The organism is Anaeromyxobacter diazotrophicus (genome assembly GCF_013340205.1).
Taxonomy (GTDB): Bacteria; Myxococcota; Myxococcia; order Myxococcales; family Anaeromyxobacteraceae; genus Anaeromyxobacter_A; species Anaeromyxobacter_A diazotrophicus.
This window is the reverse complement of the sequence record NZ_BJTG01000003.1, coordinates 91,241-105,222: the sequence shown is the minus strand read 5'-3', so window position 1 is coordinate 105,222 and position 13,982 is coordinate 91,241. Positions and strand designations below refer to the sequence as shown.

The window sequence follows — 13,982 nt, the reverse complement described above, 5'->3', positions numbered from 1 at the left end:
CGGCGGGAGTGGCCGCCCTACCCCGCCGACCACACCACCGCGAGCATCCGCGACGGCCGCTCGCCCAGACCGCGGAAGAGGTGGGGGCGGGTCGCGTCGAGGTAGGCGCTGTCGCCCTGGCGTAGCGTGTGCCGCTGGCCGTCGTGGAAGAGCTCGATCTCGCCCTCCAGCACGTAGACGAACTCCTGGCCGTCGTGCGCGAGCGGCCTCGCGTCGTTGGCGCGGGGATCGAAGGTGAGCAGGAACGGCTCCATGCCGTGGCCGGGGGTGCCGGGGCGCGTGAGGCTGCGGTAGGTGTAGCCCTGGTCGGTGTCGCCCTGGTCGTACCCCACGCCGACCTCCCCGGCGCGGCAGACGGTGAGCGCCTCGGAAGCGACCGCGCCGCCGTGGAGGAGCCCGCCCAGCTTCGACCCGAGCACGCGCGAGAGCTTGATGACGACGCCGATGGAGGGGACCTCGCGCCCCTCCTCCAGCGCAGCGAGCCGATCGGCGCCGAGGCCGGCCAGGCGGCTCACCTCGTCCCGCGTCAGCTCCTGCGTCTCCCGCATCCTTCGGATGCGCTCGCCGATGTCCTTTCGCATGCCGTCCCCCCGGACCTTCACCCCTCGCGGTCGGCGGGCACGATGCGCCCGCTGCGCGCGCGCAGATCGCGCCAGTTCTGGGCGATGGCGGCGGCGAACCGCTCCGCCGACAGCCCGGACCGCTGGAACCGCCGCTGCAGCGACAGGTACAGCTCCAGCGCCTCCGTCGAGAAGTCGGGCTCGTGGTTGATGACGAGCTTGCGACCCTCCACGATCTCCACGATGGGGTAGAGCCCCGAGCGCACCGCCAGCCGGACGAGCTCGATCCCGAGCGCGGGCTCCGACTTCCAGCCGGTGGGGCACGGGGCGAGCACGTGCAGGAACCGGAAGCCGGAGGTGTCGAGCGCGCGCCGCACCTTGCGGACCGCGTCCTGCGGGTGGGCGATGGAGAGCGACGCCGCGTACCGGACGCGGTGCGCCGCCAGGATGGCGAGGATGTCCTTCTTCTCCTCCAGCTTGCCGGCGGGGGTGTTGGTGGTGCTCGCCCCGGCGGGGGTGGCCGAGGAGCGCTGGCCGCCGGTGTTGCCGTAGATCTCGTTGTCGTAGCAGACGTAGAGCACGTCCTCGTCGCGCTCGGCCGCGGCGGAGAGGCTCGCCATCCCGATGTCGTAGGTGCCGCCGTCGCCGGCCCAGCACACGACGCGCGTGCCGTCGCCGTTGAGCCGCGCCACGCGCGCCAGCCCGGTGGCGACGGCGGCGCCGGCGCCGAAGGTGGAGAGCACCACCGGCGCCGCCAGGGAGGTGGTGGGGAAGGGCCCCGCCATCACCGCCGCGCACGAGGCCGGCACGACGAGCTGCACGCGCCGGTGCTCGATGCCGCGGGCGAAGATCTGGAGCGCCATCGACATCCCGCAGCCGGGGCAGTTGCTGTTGCCCGGGCGCAGGAGCGGCGCGGCGCGCGCCGGCGCCGGGGCGGAGGCGACGGTCGCCGTGAGCTCGCTCATGTGCCCGCCTCCAGCAGGACCGGCGCCCCCGCGGCGGTGCGCGCCGCGAGATCGGCGGCGATGGCCGCGACGTGCGCGGGCCGGACGTCGCCGCCGCCGATCCCGATGACGTAGCCCTGCACGATCGCCCCCGGCTCGGCCTGCCCCCGGGCCTCGCCCCACAGCACGCCGCCGAACCCGAGGCTGAGGTTCCGGTCGATCACCGCGATGCGCCGCTTGCCCCGGAAGAGCCGCGCGAGCGCGTCCGCCGGGAAGGGCCGGAACATGCGGACTCGGACGGCGCCGAGCCGCTCCCCGCGGGCGCGGGCCTCGTCCACGGCGCGCACGACGGTGGAGGCGATGGTGCCCATCGACACGATCAGCGCCTCGGCGTCCTCGGCGCGGTAGGCCACCACCGGGTCGGCGGGGCGTCGCCCGAGCTCGCGCTCGAAGGCCGCCTGCACCTCGCGGTACACCTCGAAGACGCGCCCCATGGCCTCGTGGTGCTGGGCGCGGTGCACCTCGGTGGTGTGCGGCGCGTCGATGCCGCCCATCACCCGCGGCGTCGCGCCGAGCCGGCCGGGCAGCTCGAGCGGCGGCAGGAACCGGTCCACGCGCTCCTGCGAGGGGACGTCGGTCTCGGTCATCGTGTGCGAGAGCACGAACCCCTCCTGGCAGACGAGGACCGGCAGGAGCACCCGCCGGTCCTCGGCGAGCCGGTAGGCGCACAGCACGCTGTCGAGGACCTCCTGGTTGTCCGCGCAGTAGAGCTGCACCCACCCGCTGTCGCGCAGGAGCAGGGTGTCGCCGTGGTCCGCCCAGATGTTCCAGGGCGGCCCGAGCGTGCGGTTCGCGGCCACCATCACCACCGGCAGCCGCAGGAGCGCCGCGGCCACCACGTTCTCCGCCATGAGCGCGAGCCCGTTCGAGGACGAGGTGCTGAACGTGCGCGCCCCGCTCGCCGCCGCCCCGATGCACACCGCCATGGCGCTGTGCTCGCTCTCGACCCGCACCACCTCGCCCTTCTCGATCTCCTGGTTGCAGAGGAGCTCCATGCACTCGGTGGAGGGCGTGATGGGGTAGACGCCGCTGCAGAAGCCGCGCGCCGCGCGGTTGGCCCGCCCGGCGAGCGCGGCGGCGAGGGCGGCGGCGTGGTTGGCGCTGAGGAGCTGACCGGCCATGTTCACCCCGCCCCCAGGTCGAGCGTCATCTCCATCGCCCGCCGCGGGCACTCCGCCACGCACATGCCGCACCCCTTGCAGAAGGCCTCGTCCACCGCGTAGCCGTCGCCGCTGCGGCTCACCACGCCCTCGGGGCACGAGAGGAGGCACGTGTCGCAGCGCGTGCAGCGCCCGCAGGAGAAGCAGCGCTCGGCCTCCGCGGCGTCGTCGAGCCCGCGGCTCACCTCCTCGAACCCCCGCGCGCGCACCTCCGCGGCGGCGTGCCGCTCGAGCCGCGGCGGCGCCACCTCGAAGTGGCTGAAGCGCACGTGCGCCGGCGCGACCCGCTCCTCGAGCGGCGCCGCGGGCTCGGCCGGCGCCGGGCGGCCCTCCGCGGCGCAGAGCGCGCGCCCGGCGACGCGCCGGCCGTTCCCCACCGCGTGCGTCACCGTCCCCTCGCCGGTGTCGAGGTCCCCCGCCAGCCACACGTTCGTCGGCCGGTCGCCGTCGAAGGCGCGGCCCTCGCGCACCGCCCAGCCCGCCGGGAGGAGGCCCAGGTCGGCGGCCTGGCCGAGCGCGAGGAGCACGCCGTCGCAGGCGAGGACGGCGGTGCGATCGGTGACCACCGGGCGGCGCCGGCCGCTCGCGTCCGGCGCCCCCGCCTCGACCTCGGCCAGGACCACGCCCTCGACCTGGTCGTCCCCGGTGAAGGCGACGGGCTGCCGGTGGAGGAGCAGCGCGATCCCCTCCGCGGCCGCCTCGTCGATCTCGCTCGCGATGGCGGGGAGCTCGGCGCGCCCGCGCCGGTAGACGAGCGTCACCCGCTCCGCGCCGCAGCGGAGCGCCGTCCGGGCGCAGTCCACCGCGGTGTTGCCGCCGCCCACCACCACCACGTGGCCGCCGAGGGCGCGGCCGCCGCCGTTCTTCACCCCGTCGAGGAAGCCGAGCCCGTCCACCACGCCCGGCAGCGACCGGCCGGGCACCTCGAGGTCGCTCGCGCGCTGCCGGCCCGCGGCCAGGATCACCGCGTCGTGGCCGGCGGCGAGCTCCCGCACCGCCGCCGCGTCCACCGCGTAGCCGCAGCGCGCGTCCACGCCCAGCGCCAGCAGGCGGGCCAGGTCGCGGTCGAGGACGTCGTGCGGCAGCCGGTAGGCGGGGATCCCGTTGCGCAGGACGCCGCCCAGGCGCGGCGCCGCCTCCAGGATCGTGACCGCGTGCCCGGCCGTGCGGAGCGCGAAGGCGGCGGAGAGCCCGGCGGGCCCGCTCCCGACCACCGCGAACCGCCGCGGCCGCGCCGCGTCCGGCGGACGCTCCGGCGCCGCGCCGAGGTGGTCGCCGATCCAGCGCTCCAGCGCGCGGACGTTCACCGCGCCGTCGTAGGCGGCGCGGTTGCACGCCGCCATGCACGGCGCCGGGCAGACCCGTCCGCAGACGGACGGCAAGGGCTGGGTCGCGAGGAGGAGCCGCGCCGCCGCCTCGACGCCGCCGGTCCGGAGCGCCCCGACGAAGCCGACCACGTCGTTGCCCGCCGGGCAGGCCGCGTTGCAGGGCGCGAGGTGCGTCCGGTAGCGCGGCCGCTGCGTCCGCCAGGTGCCGGTCGGGAGCCGGGTGGGCAGGTCCTCCGCCAGCTCGGCGAGGCCGATCACGGGCGGCGCGGGCGCGGCCAGGGCGCGCGGCGCCGGCGCGGCGGCGCCGGGCTCGGGGGCGCGCACCACCACCGCCTCGTACGCCTCGCGCGCGGCGGGGAGATCGCCGTCCAGCTCCAGCGCCCGGTACGCCCGCTCCACCACCTCCCACGGCAGGCCGACCACGCGCGCGTAGGCGCCGGCGACGGTGGTGTTCACGATGACGAGGGCGGCCGAGCCGATGCCGTGGCGGCGCGCGACGGCGGTGGCGTCCACGGCGGCGACGCGGAAGGCGCGGTGCCGCTCGCCGAAGGCCCCGAGCCCGCGGGCGCTGTTCACGAGCAGCACCGCCTCGCGCGCGGCGCCGTCCAGGACGTCGTCGCCGAGGAGCGCCGTGTCGAGCACGAGCAGGTGGTGCGGGTGGTAGACCTTGTTGCGGTTGGCGACCGGCGCGGTGTCCACGCGGGTGAAGGCGCGCACCGGGGCGCCGGCCCGCTCCGAGCCGTAGTCGCCGAAGGTCTGCACGTGGAGCCCCTGCTCCGCGTACATGCGCGCGAGGAGCTTCGCGCAGGTGACCGCCCCCTGGCCGCCGCGCCCGTGCACCCGGATCTCGATGGGCGGCGCCAGCGCGCCGGTGGCGACCGTGGGGGAGCGCTCCTGCATGCCGGCGAGACGAGCAAGTCGCGCGCCCGGGCTCCTCCCGGCCCGCGCCCTGGAACGGCGGCAGGTTGAGGACCGGCCGGGGGGCGCGGCTGAAAGGTCTTTCATGCTAGTTCTTTCAGTCCCGGTTCCCGGAGGCCCCTCATGCCGATCGCCGCTTCCACCTCGCGGGCGCAGCTCGAGGCGCTCCGCGAGCTCTCCGAGGCGATCATCCGCTGCTCGCAGGAGGCGATCTCCATCGCCGACGCGCAGGGGAACACGATCCTCGTGAACCCGGCCTACACGCGGCTCATGGGGCTCGAGGAGGCGCAGGTGATCGGCCGTCCGGTCACCGCCGACATCGCCGAGGGCGAGAGCGTGCACCTGCGCGTGCTGCGCACGCGCCAGGCGATCCGGGGGGCGCGCCTCCGGGTCGGCCCGCACGCGCGGGAGGTGATCGTCAACGCCGCGCCGCTGCTGGTGGGGGGCGAGCTGCGGGGGAGCGTGGGCGTCATCCACGAGGTCTCCGAGATCCGGCGGCTCTCCGACGAGCTCGCCTCGGCGAAGCAGCTCTTGCGCAAGCTCGACCCGCGCCGCTCGTTCGACGAGATCGTCGGCGACGGCCCGGCCATCTCCCGCACCAAGGAGCTGGCGCGGAGGGCGGCCGCGACCCCGGCCACCGTGCTCCTGCTCGGCGAGAGCGGGACGGGCAAGGAGCTCTTCGCCCACGCCATCCACGGCGCGAGCGACCGGCGCGACGGACCCCTCGTCCGCGTGAACTGCGCGGCCATCCCCGAGGGGCTCCTCGAGTCCTCGCTGTTCGGCTACCAGGGCGGCGCCTTCACCGGCGCGCGCGCCCACGGGCAGAAGGGGCACTTCGAGGAGGCGGACGGCGGCACCTTGTTCCTCGACGAGATCGCGGAGGCGCCGCTGGCGCTGCAGGCGAAGCTCCTGCGCGCGCTGCAGGAGCGGGAGATCCTGCGGGTCGGGAGCAGCAAGCCGGTGCGGGTGGACGTGCGGCTCATCGCCGCCACCAACGCGGACCTGGAGGCCGCCATCGACCGGGGGACGTTCCGGCAGGACCTCTTCTACCGCCTGAGCGTGATGCCCATCCGCGTGCCGAGCCTGCGGGAGCGCCGGGAGGACCTCCTGCCCCTCTCGCGCGCGCTGCTGGCGCGGATCTGCGCCGAGTACCGGGTGGCGCCGGTGGAGCTGGCGCCGGACGCCCTCGCCCTGCTCGCCACCTCGCCCTGGAGAGGGAACGTCCGCGAGCTCGAGAACGTCCTGCGCCGCGGGCTCATCGACAAGCCGCCCGACGCCGGCGTGCTCTGCGCGGCCGACCTCGCGCTCGAGGATCTGGGCGCCGGGCCGGAGGACGGCGACGCCGCCCCCGGGAGGCCGCGCGGGCTGCCGGAGCTGCGGGCCGCCTGGGAGCGGCAGCTCCTGCGCGCGCAGCTCGCGCGGCACGGCGGCAACCGCGAGGCGACGGCGCGGGCGCTCGGGATCACCGTCCGGAACCTCTACTACAAGCTGAAGCGGCACCGGCTCGGCTGACCTGCCCGCGCGGCGACGGGCCGCTTTCTTGGCGGCGCGGCCGGCGCCCACTTACAGCGTCCCGGCGCGGGCGCCCCGCGCAGGAGGAGCCGTTCGCATGGAGGTCGCGCCGGGTTCGCTGCTTCGGGGTGGGAGGCGGGTGCTCGCGGTCGCGCTGCTCGCCGCGGCGGCGGCCGGCTGTCAGCACGAGGCGCAGGCCGTGCGGCCCGGCGGCGCTCCCGCCGCGGCGCCGGCGCTGCCCGCGCGCATGAAGGCGGCGCGGATCGCGAGCTACGGGCACCCCGACGCCATCGCGGTGACCGAGGTGGACGTCCCCGCGCCGGGGCCGGGGCAGGTCCTGCTCGAGGTGCACGCGTCGAGCCTCAACCCGGTGGACACCTACATCCGCGAGGGCTCGCGGCAGCAGCGCTTCCCGCTCAGCCTGCCGGTGACCCTCGGGTACGACGTGGCCGGGGTGGTGAAGCGGCTCGGCGCGGGGGTCGGCTCCCTGCGGGTCGGCGACGAGGTGTACGGGCAGGCGGCCGTCACCACCGGCGGCTCGGGCGCCTTCGCGGAGTACGCGGTCGCGCCCGCCGCGCGCCTCGCGCGGAAGCCGCGGAACGTCGGCTTCACCGACGCGGCCTCGCTGCCGCTCGTCGGCGTGAGCGCGCTCCAGGCGGTGGTCGAGTACCTGAAGGTGCTGCCGGGTCAGAAGGTCCTCGTCCACGGCGGCGGCGGCGGCATCGGGAGCGTCGCGATCCAGATCGCGAAGAACGCCGGCGCGCACGTCGCCACCACCGCGACCGGCGGCGGCCTCGCCTTCGCGAAGGAGCTCGGGGCGGACGAGGTGATCGACTACCGCAGCCAGCGGTTCGACGAGCTGCTCTCCGGGTACGACGCCGCCTTCGACACCGTCGGCGGCGACACCTGGGCGCGCTCGTTCAAGGTGCTGCGGCGCGGCGGGATCCTCGTCTCGATGACGCACCCGCCGCCGAGCGACCTCCCGGAGCGCTACGGCGTGACCGCCGTGGACGAGAACACCCGGATGGACACGGCGTCGCTCGAGACGCTCGCCCGCCTGGTCGAGGCCGGCATCGTGACGCCGCACGTCGACCGCGCCTACCCGCTCGATCGCGTCCGGGAGGCGTTCGAGGACAAGGAGCGCGGCGGCGGCGCGGTGCGCGGCAAGATCGCGATCGTCGTGATCCCTTGAGCGGCGCCCGCGTGCCGCCGGAGGGCGACGCCGCCGGGGCGCCCGCGCGCGCCGGCCTCCTCCGGCGCGCCGTCGACGTGCGCGCCGGCGAGCTCGGCGCGCTCGCGCTCTCGTTCGCCTACTTCTTCGCCCTGCTGTGCGGGTACTACGTGCTGCGGCCGATCCGCGACGAGATGGGGATCTCGCGCGGGGTCGACAAGCTGCCGGTGCTCTTCACCGGGACCTTCGTCGCGATGGCGGTGGCCTCGCCGCTCTTCGGGTGGCTGGCGTCGCGCTGGCCGCGGCACCGGCTCATCACCTGGGCCTACCACTTCTTCGCGCTCGACCTCGTCCTCTTCTGCGCGCTCTGGAAGCTGGAGCTGGGCAAGGGCTGGGTGCCGTTCGCGTTCTACGTCTGGGCCGCCGTCTACAACCTGTTCGTCACCTCCGTCTTCTGGAGCTTCATGACGGACGTGTTCACGAGCGAGCAGGGGAAGCGGCTCTTCGGCTTCATCTCCGCCGGTGGCGGGCTCGGCGCGCTCGCCGGCCCGCTCGTCACCTCCTGGCTGGCGAGGCCGCTCGGCGGCGCGAACCTCCTGCTCGCCTCGGCGCTGCTGCTCGAGGTGTCGGTCGCCTGCGTCGTCCTGCTCGAGCGCTGGGCGCGGGCCGGCGCGGCCCGGCGCGGCGCCGCCGCGACCGCCGACCGCGAGCAGGCGGTGGGCGGGACGGTGTGGAGCGGCATCCGGCCGGTGCTCGCCTCGCCGTACCTGCTCGCCTCCGCGCTCTACATCCTGCTGCTCACGGTCGCGAACACCTTCCTCTACTTCCAGCAGGCGCACCTGGTGGCGGCGGCGACGAGCGACCGCGGCGCCAGGACCGCGCTCTTCGCCCGCATCGACCTCGTCGTCAACGTCTGCACGCTGCTCCTGCAGACGCTCGTCACCGGCCAGGTGCTGAAGCGGCTCGGCGTGGCGGTGGGGCTGGGGATCGCGCCGGCCCTCACCGCCGCCGGGTACGCGGTGCTGGGCGTCTCGCCGGCGCTGGTCGTCCTGGCGCCGTTCCAGGGGCTCCGGCGCGCGGCCCAGTACGCCATCCTGCGCCCCTCGCGCGAGCTCCTCTTCACGGTCGTCAGCCGGGAGGAGCGCTACAAGTCGAAGAACTTCATCGACACGGTGGTGTTCCGCGGCGGCGACATGCTGAGCGGCTGGCTCTACGCGGGGCTGGCGGGCCTGGGGCTGGGCGTCGCCGGCACCTCGTGGGTGAGCGTGCCGCTCAGCCTGGTCTGGCTCGCGCTCGGGGTGTACCTCGGCCGCGAGCAGCGGCGGCGCGCTGGGGCGGCGGGGTAGCGCCGGCCGCCGGCGACCGGCTCAGCGGCCGTGCTCGCGCCGCTCGCCGCGGCCCCGCTCGTGCTCGCCGCCGTGGCGCGCCGGCGCGGCGCGGAAGACGTGGGCCGGGTGCGGGCCGCCGACGCCGCTGCGGTAGTACGCCGGCGCGCCGGCCCACCCGCGCGCACCCCAGGCCCGGGGGCCGATCCACCCGCGGTAGTGCCCCCAGCCGCGGTAGCCGCCCCAGCCCCAGTAGCCGCCGACGCGGAACCAGGGCCGGGAGTACCAGACGAAGGGGCGAGGCCCGAGCGCGCCCCAGTACGGCGCCGGGCCGTAGCCGTAGATCCAGGGCGCGACGACCCACCGCCAGCCGTACGCCGGGTAATAGACGTACGCGTCGGGGAACACCTGCGGGTCCCCGGGGATGTACGTGTACGCCCGCCCGTAGGGCATCCACAGCCAGCCGTACTGGTCCGTGTAGACCCACTGGCCGGGGGGCCCGGCGGCCGGCTGCGGCGCGGCCGCGGGGGGCGGCGCGACCTCGGGAGGCGAGGTCACCTGCGCCGGGGGCGGCGGAGGCGCCGGAGGCTGCGGCGTGGCCGGCTGGGCCGCCGGCGGCGCCCCCTCGGGCGGAGCGGGAGCAGGAGCAGGCGGCGGCGCGCCGGGATCCGCCGGCTGGGTCAGGCCCAGCGCGGGCGCGGCGGCGAGGAGGAGTGCGAGGACGAGGCGGCGCATGAGGACTCCGGCTCCGAGGCGATAAGGCCCGGCGCGTCACCGCGCCAGGTGGACGAGCGCTGCGTCCTCGCTTACCGCCCGTCAAAGAAGCTGGCGTGAAGGGGCCGTGTCGAAGTGTGAAGCTGCGTCTTCTCCGCCCGTCGGACCGCGCGGGTAGGATGCCGTGCCATGGCCGCTCGGTACCTCGTGCTCAGCGACGTGCACTTCGGGACGCCCGAGAGCTCGATCAACGATCCGCGCACGAGCCAGGCGCTCGCCCGCCACCTGGCCACGCGCGCGCCCTACGAGGAGATCGTCCTCACCGGCGACCTCCTCGACGTGAACCTCTCCACGCTGACGCAGGCCCTCGAGGGCGGCGCGTGGCGCGATCTGCGCGCGCCGCTGCTCGGGTTCCGGGACTTCCTCGCGATGCTCGATCGGGCGATGCGGGAGCTGGGGTCGCCGCGCGGCCTCGCCGACCTGGCGGCGCGCTGGGTCTACGTGCCCGGCAACCACGACTACAAGATCTGGGACCTGCTCGCGACCCAGGTCGCCTGCCAGGAGGTCCTCGCCCGCGGCGACCGGATGGGCTCGGTGCAGACTCCGCTGCTGAAGCACGCGTGGCCGGGGGACGCGTCCTTCCTGGCGGGGGTGTTCGCGTCGTTCGGCGTGAAGGACCGCGTCCACGTCACCTACCCCAACCACGAGGTGTCGTTCGGGCCGCACGGGACCATGCTCTTCACGCACGGCCACTACCTCGACCCCTCGCAGACCCGCGGGAACGACCTCTCGGAGCAGCTGCGCGGCGTGACCGATCCCGCCGAGCTGCAGCGCACGGTGCGCCGCATCGTCATCGAGACGGCGCAGTACCAGACGGTCGCGAACGCCGTGTCGTTCACGCGCGGCACGAGCCGGCTCATCAGCGTGCTGGTCGGCCCCGGCGGGTGGGCGAACAAGCTCCGCAAGGTGGCCAGCACGCTCGGCGGGTGGCTCACCCGGCTGTTCTTCCGGCGCGAGGCCTCGCTGCGCGGGAAGGCCATCACTCCGCATCAGCTCGAGAACGTCGAGTGGTACCTGGAGCGGTTCTGCGGCTGCGACCCCATCCCGCGCTGGTTCGTGTTCGGGCACACCCACCGGCAGGGAAGGGGCCGGACGCGGCGCCACGGCCTCGAGGTGTTCAACGCGGGGTCGTTCTACCCGGATGACGGCCTGCCGGTGACCTTCCTCGAGGTGGAGGCAGACGCCGCGGGCGCGCCCGCCGTCGCGCTCATGTGCGTGGACGAGGCGGGGACGGTGCGGCCGAGCTGAGCTCGCCGCAGGCCGCCAGGATCGCCTCGATCGCCTCGGCGTCGCCGGGCGCGCCTCGCCGCCGCAGGCCCTCCACGAGGGCGCGCCGCTGCTCCGGCGTGCGGTTCTGCCCGAGCTTGGCCTTCCCGTCGACGCGCTCGACCCGCAGGCGCAGGACCATCACCCCGCGCAGCGCGCTCGCGTAGTGCGGATCCCGCGGGTCGATGGGCCGGAACCCGCCCTCGGGTTGCCAGCGGGCCATGAGCGCCGTGAGCGCCCGCGCCTGCTCGACGGGATCGGTCACCTCTTCCAGCCTCCCGTGGACCTGGACGCTGCGGTAGAGCGTGCTCGCGGGGCAGGCGCGCTCGGGATCCACGAAGTACGACGGCAGCCGCGCCACGAGCTCCTCGGCGGCGACCACCGCCGGGCGCCCGACGCAGGCGGCCTTCTCGCCGGTGCGCGCGCCGTGGAAGGTCACCGCGCCGTCCACCAGCGCGAAGTCGAGCGCGCGCAGCACCGGGGCGCCGGCGGGGGTGGTGGTGGCGAGGTGGACCAGGGGGGCGCGCGCCAGCAGGGCGAGCGCGTCCTCGGGCGACATGCGGAAGTGGTGCTCGTGCCTCATGCCCCTCAGCGTGCCCTACCGCCCACCCGCGCGGAAGCCCGCCGTCTACTTCTTGCGCGCGTCGCGCGGCAGCGGCGGCTCGAGCGAAGAGGGCCGCGCGTCGAGGAGCGCGCCCGACGCCAGGAGCGACGGCGCGAGCGCCTTCAGCCGCTCGATCACCTTCTTCTTCGTGACGTCCCGGCGATCGGCGGGCGCCTCGACGGTGCCGACGGTGCTGGTGCTGCTCGCTGCAGGCTTCGAACGCGTGTCGCCACTCATCTTCCGAGCTTACCAGCCCCCTCTGACAGGCCCTCGCGGCCGGCGCGGCGCAAGGGCGGGGACGTGCCCGCGCCTCCTCAGGACTCGCGGCGCCGCTCGGCAGCCTCGTCCTCGGGGGTCCTGCGATCGGCCCCGCCCTCCCCCTCGTGCGACACCCTCGGCGACGCGCTCGGCGGCGGCGCCTCTCCGTGCTGCCTCTCCCGGTACATCTCGCTCCGCACGCGCGCGGTCGCCACGCCGGTCTTTCCCATGGTGTTCCTCCGCTGCCGGACCGTTGCAGCTGGCGCGCCAGCCCGGCCCGCTCGGCGCGGGCTCCACCTCCAGCGGCGAGGGCAGACCTCCCCGCGCAGCGGTTGAGCAGGGCTTCGAGCACCTCGCTCAAGACTCGCTCAGGATCGGATCGGCGGCCGACCTCGCGAGCGGGCGTTCCCAGGCAGCTTCCCGCCGCGGGCGGGTGGCGGGAGCGGGCCGCCCTCGCCGCCGCCTCTCTTGCGTCCGGCGCCGGCGGACCGCACGGTTGAGGGGTTCGTCACCCGCGACATCATCAGCTGTCGGGTCGGGGACGACGTCTCGGACGCCGAGCGCCTCATGCGCGAGGGCCGCGTCTCGCGGGTCATGGTGTGCGACGACCAGGGCAAGCTGAAGGGCGTGATCAGCCTGCAGGATCTCGCGCAGGCGGAGAGCGAGGAGACGACCGGCCGGACGCTCACCGAGGTGAAGAGCGATCAGGCGCCGATGCACTGATGCGCCACGCCTGGTTCCGGTTCTACGCGGAGCTCGGCGACTTCCTGCCTCCCGGGCGGCGAGGGGTCGAGCTCCGCCACGCCTTCCAGGGCGGGCCGTCGGTGAAGGACGTCGTCGAGTCGCTCGGCGTCCCTCACACCGCGATCGACCTCATCCTGGCCGACGGAGCGTCGGTCGACTTCTCCTGGATCGTCCGCGACGGCGCGCGGGTGAGCGTCTACCCCGTGTTCGAGGCCATCGACATCGCGCCGGTCACGCGCGTCCGGCCGGCGCCGTTGCGCGAGCTCCGGTTCGTGCTCGACGTGCACCTCGGGCGCCTGGCGCGCTACCTGAGGATGCTCGGGTTCGACGCGCGCTGGGATCGCGAGGCCGGCGACGAGGAGCTCGCGCGCGTCTCGGCCGCCGAGCACCGGATCCTCCTCACCCGCGACGCCGGTCTGCTGAAGCGGCGGATCGTCACGCACGGGCATCGGGTCCGTGAGGTCGACCCCCAGCGGCAGCTGGCCGAGGTGGCCGGGCGGCTCGACCTCGCCCGCTCGGCCGCTCCGTTCAGCCGCTGCCTCTGCTGCAACGGCCGCCTCGCGGCGGTCAGGAAGGAGGAGGTCGCCGCGGAGCTCCCGCCGGGGGTCCGTGAGCAGCACGAGGACTTCCACCGCTGCGCGTCGTGCGGGCGGGTGTACTGGGCGGGCTCGCACCACCGGCGGATGGAGCAGCTCGTGCGGGAGATCCTGCGCGGCGCGCCGGCGCTGGCCGGGCCTTGAGGCCCTCGCGGCGCGAGGCGCGCCGCGAGGGCCGTGACCAAGCTGCGGGGCGATCAGAACTGGACGGCGCCGGTCCGGACCAGGAAGGCGAGCTGCTTCCGCTGCTCGGCGTCGAGGAGCGCGTGGATGCGCCCCAGCGCCGTCACCACGGCGTCGCGGAGCCGCTCGGCGCTGCGCACGCGCGACGACGCCGCCTCCCCGAGCTTCGCAGCGTCGAGCGCGTCCGCCGCGAGCGCGTCCGCGAACGCAGAGACCGCCCGCCGCTCGTCGACCGTGACCTGGGCGCGCTCCGTCTTGAGCTCGTCGAGGACGCGGGCCAGCTCGGCCGTCTGCTGCTCGTCCAGCCCGAGGTGGTGGGCGAGGTAGCGGAGCGGGCGGCGCACGCCGAACGGACCTCCGTCGTCGCCGTGGCCGTGGTGGCCTCCTCCGCCGTGCATGCCGAACCCGCGCCCGTGGCCGCCGGGGAAGCCTTCACCGCAGCTGCGCCTGTGGGCGTGCCACCACCCACCCATCATGTGTGGGAACATCGCTGCTCTCCTTTCGCCAGGGCTGGTCGCTCCCGGCGGGACGTGAAACGCGCGGGCACCATGCCTCGCGCAGCCTCGAGGATACTGCGAA

The 13,982-nt window shown here is 75.4% G+C and carries 14 protein-coding genes; 6 read left to right on the top strand and 8 right to left on the bottom strand.

Features of this window, described 5'->3' with window-relative positions:
- Positions 1-17 precede the first annotated feature (17 nt).
- The 4 genes from HWY08_RS06495 to HWY08_RS06480 are packed head-to-tail and all read right to left on the bottom strand — an operon-like array spanning position 18 to position 4,952.
- Complete coding sequence (locus HWY08_RS06495; RefSeq protein WP_176064055.1) at positions 18-581, bottom strand: helix-turn-helix domain-containing protein; 564 nt, start codon at positions 579-581, stop codon at positions 18-20.
- Positions 582-598: 17 nt separating this feature from the next.
- Positions 599-1,525 carry a thiamine pyrophosphate-dependent enzyme gene (locus tag HWY08_RS06490; protein WP_176064054.1) on the bottom strand — a complete coding sequence of 309 codons (927 nt, stop codon included), beginning with the start codon at positions 1,523-1,525 and terminating at the stop codon, positions 599-601.
- Positions 1,522-2,685, bottom strand: coding sequence for a pyruvate ferredoxin oxidoreductase (locus HWY08_RS06485; RefSeq protein ID WP_176064053.1), 1,164 nt, complete (start codon positions 2,683-2,685; stop codon positions 1,522-1,524). The genes HWY08_RS06490 and HWY08_RS06485 overlap by 4 nt, the downstream gene beginning before the upstream one ends.
- 2 nt (positions 2,686-2,687) lie before the next feature.
- Positions 2,688-4,952: a 2-oxoacid:acceptor oxidoreductase family protein gene (locus HWY08_RS06480; RefSeq protein WP_176064052.1), complete on the bottom strand. Its 2,265-nt coding sequence runs from the start codon at positions 4,950-4,952 to the stop codon at positions 2,688-2,690.
- Between the two features lie 141 nt (positions 4,953-5,093).
- On the opposite strand from HWY08_RS06480, the gene HWY08_RS06475 reads away from it, so the two are divergent.
- The 3 genes from HWY08_RS06475 (at position 5,094) to HWY08_RS06465 (ending at position 8,999) form a co-directional block, all read left to right on the top strand.
- On the top strand, positions 5,094-6,482 hold the full coding sequence (locus HWY08_RS06475; RefSeq protein WP_176064051.1) for a sigma-54 interaction domain-containing protein: 1,389 nt from the start codon (positions 5,094-5,096) through the stop codon (positions 6,480-6,482).
- Between the two features lie 139 nt (positions 6,483-6,621).
- Positions 6,622-7,674 carry an NADP-dependent oxidoreductase gene (locus HWY08_RS06470; RefSeq protein WP_176064050.1) on the top strand — a complete coding sequence of 351 codons (1,053 nt, stop codon included), beginning with the start codon at positions 6,622-6,624 and terminating at the stop codon, positions 7,672-7,674.
- Positions 7,671-8,999 carry an NTP/NDP exchange transporter gene (locus HWY08_RS06465; protein WP_235969496.1) on the top strand — a complete coding sequence of 443 codons (1,329 nt, stop codon included), beginning with the start codon at positions 7,671-7,673 and terminating at the stop codon, positions 8,997-8,999. The genes HWY08_RS06470 and HWY08_RS06465 overlap by 4 nt, the downstream gene beginning before the upstream one ends.
- 21 nt (positions 9,000-9,020) lie before the next feature.
- On the opposite strand, the gene HWY08_RS06460 is transcribed toward HWY08_RS06465, so the two are convergent.
- A complete protein-coding gene (locus HWY08_RS06460; protein ID WP_176064049.1) occupies positions 9,021-9,713 on the bottom strand; it encodes a hypothetical protein in 693 nt (230 codons plus the stop codon).
- Between the two features lie 168 nt (positions 9,714-9,881).
- Between HWY08_RS06460 and HWY08_RS06455 the strand changes: the two genes are divergently transcribed.
- A complete protein-coding gene (locus HWY08_RS06455; RefSeq protein WP_176064048.1) occupies positions 9,882-11,000 on the top strand; it encodes a metallophosphoesterase family protein in 1,119 nt (372 codons plus the stop codon).
- Here the strand turns inward: HWY08_RS06455 and HWY08_RS06450 are convergent.
- Positions 10,960-11,601 carry a pyridoxamine 5'-phosphate oxidase family protein gene (locus tag HWY08_RS06450; RefSeq protein ID WP_176064047.1) on the bottom strand — a complete coding sequence of 214 codons (642 nt, stop codon included), beginning with the start codon at positions 11,599-11,601 and terminating at the stop codon, positions 10,960-10,962. The two genes, HWY08_RS06455 and HWY08_RS06450, sit on opposite strands and share 41 nt — an antisense overlap.
- A gap of 45 nt (positions 11,602-11,646) precedes the next feature.
- The gene (locus HWY08_RS06445) at positions 11,647-11,859 is read right to left on the bottom strand and encodes a hypothetical protein (protein ID WP_176064046.1); all 213 of its coding nucleotides are present in this window, start codon (positions 11,857-11,859) and stop codon (positions 11,647-11,649) included.
- A gap of 489 nt (positions 11,860-12,348) precedes the next feature.
- Between HWY08_RS06445 and HWY08_RS06440 the strand changes: the two genes are divergently transcribed.
- Positions 12,349-12,603 (top strand): CBS domain-containing protein, encoded by a 255-nt coding sequence (locus HWY08_RS06440; RefSeq protein ID WP_176064045.1) that lies wholly within the window; start codon positions 12,349-12,351, stop codon positions 12,601-12,603.
- The gene (locus HWY08_RS06435) at positions 12,603-13,364 is read left to right on the top strand and encodes a Mut7-C RNAse domain-containing protein (RefSeq protein ID WP_176064044.1); all 762 of its coding nucleotides are present in this window, start codon (positions 12,603-12,605) and stop codon (positions 13,362-13,364) included. Before HWY08_RS06440 ends, HWY08_RS06435 begins: the two co-directional genes overlap by 1 nt.
- A gap of 53 nt (positions 13,365-13,417) precedes the next feature.
- Here the strand turns inward: HWY08_RS06435 and HWY08_RS06430 are convergent, their stop codons facing one another.
- Positions 13,418-13,891, bottom strand: a complete 474-nt coding sequence (locus tag HWY08_RS06430; RefSeq protein ID WP_176064043.1) for a periplasmic heavy metal sensor — start codon at positions 13,889-13,891, stop codon at positions 13,418-13,420.
- Positions 13,892-13,982: the final 91 nt, after the last annotated feature.

What these genes read in the sequence shown, in the direction of transcription:
- HWY08_RS06495 (WP_176064055.1), bottom strand. Translation starts at nt 581, where the DNA reads ATGCGAAAGGACATCGGCGAGCGCATCCGAAGGATGCGGGAGACGCAG.
- HWY08_RS06490 (WP_176064054.1), bottom strand. Translation starts at nt 1,525, where the DNA reads ATGAGCGAGCTCACGGCGACCGTCGCCTCCGCCCCGGCGCCGGCGCGC.
- HWY08_RS06485 (WP_176064053.1), bottom strand. Translation starts at nt 2,685, where the DNA reads ATGGCCGGTCAGCTCCTCAGCGCCAACCACGCCGCCGCCCTCGCCGCC.
- HWY08_RS06480 (WP_176064052.1), bottom strand. Translation starts at nt 4,952, where the DNA reads ATGCAGGAGCGCTCCCCCACGGTCGCCACCGGCGCGCTGGCGCCGCCC.
- HWY08_RS06475 (WP_176064051.1), top strand. Translation starts at nt 5,094, where the DNA reads ATGCCGATCGCCGCTTCCACCTCGCGGGCGCAGCTCGAGGCGCTCCGC.
- HWY08_RS06460 (WP_176064049.1), bottom strand. Translation starts at nt 9,713, where the DNA reads ATGCGCCGCCTCGTCCTCGCACTCCTCCTCGCCGCCGCGCCCGCGCTG.
- HWY08_RS06455 (WP_176064048.1), top strand. Translation starts at nt 9,882, where the DNA reads ATGGCCGCTCGGTACCTCGTGCTCAGCGACGTGCACTTCGGGACGCCC.
- HWY08_RS06450 (WP_176064047.1), bottom strand. Translation starts at nt 11,601, where the DNA reads ATGAGGCACGAGCACCACTTCCGCATGTCGCCCGAGGACGCGCTCGCC.
- HWY08_RS06445 (WP_176064046.1), bottom strand. Translation starts at nt 11,859, where the DNA reads ATGAGTGGCGACACGCGTTCGAAGCCTGCAGCGAGCAGCACCAGCACC.
- HWY08_RS06435 (WP_176064044.1), top strand. Translation starts at nt 12,603, where the DNA reads ATGCGCCACGCCTGGTTCCGGTTCTACGCGGAGCTCGGCGACTTCCTG.
- HWY08_RS06430 (WP_176064043.1), bottom strand. Translation starts at nt 13,891, where the DNA reads ATGTTCCCACACATGATGGGTGGGTGGTGGCACGCCCACAGGCGCAGC.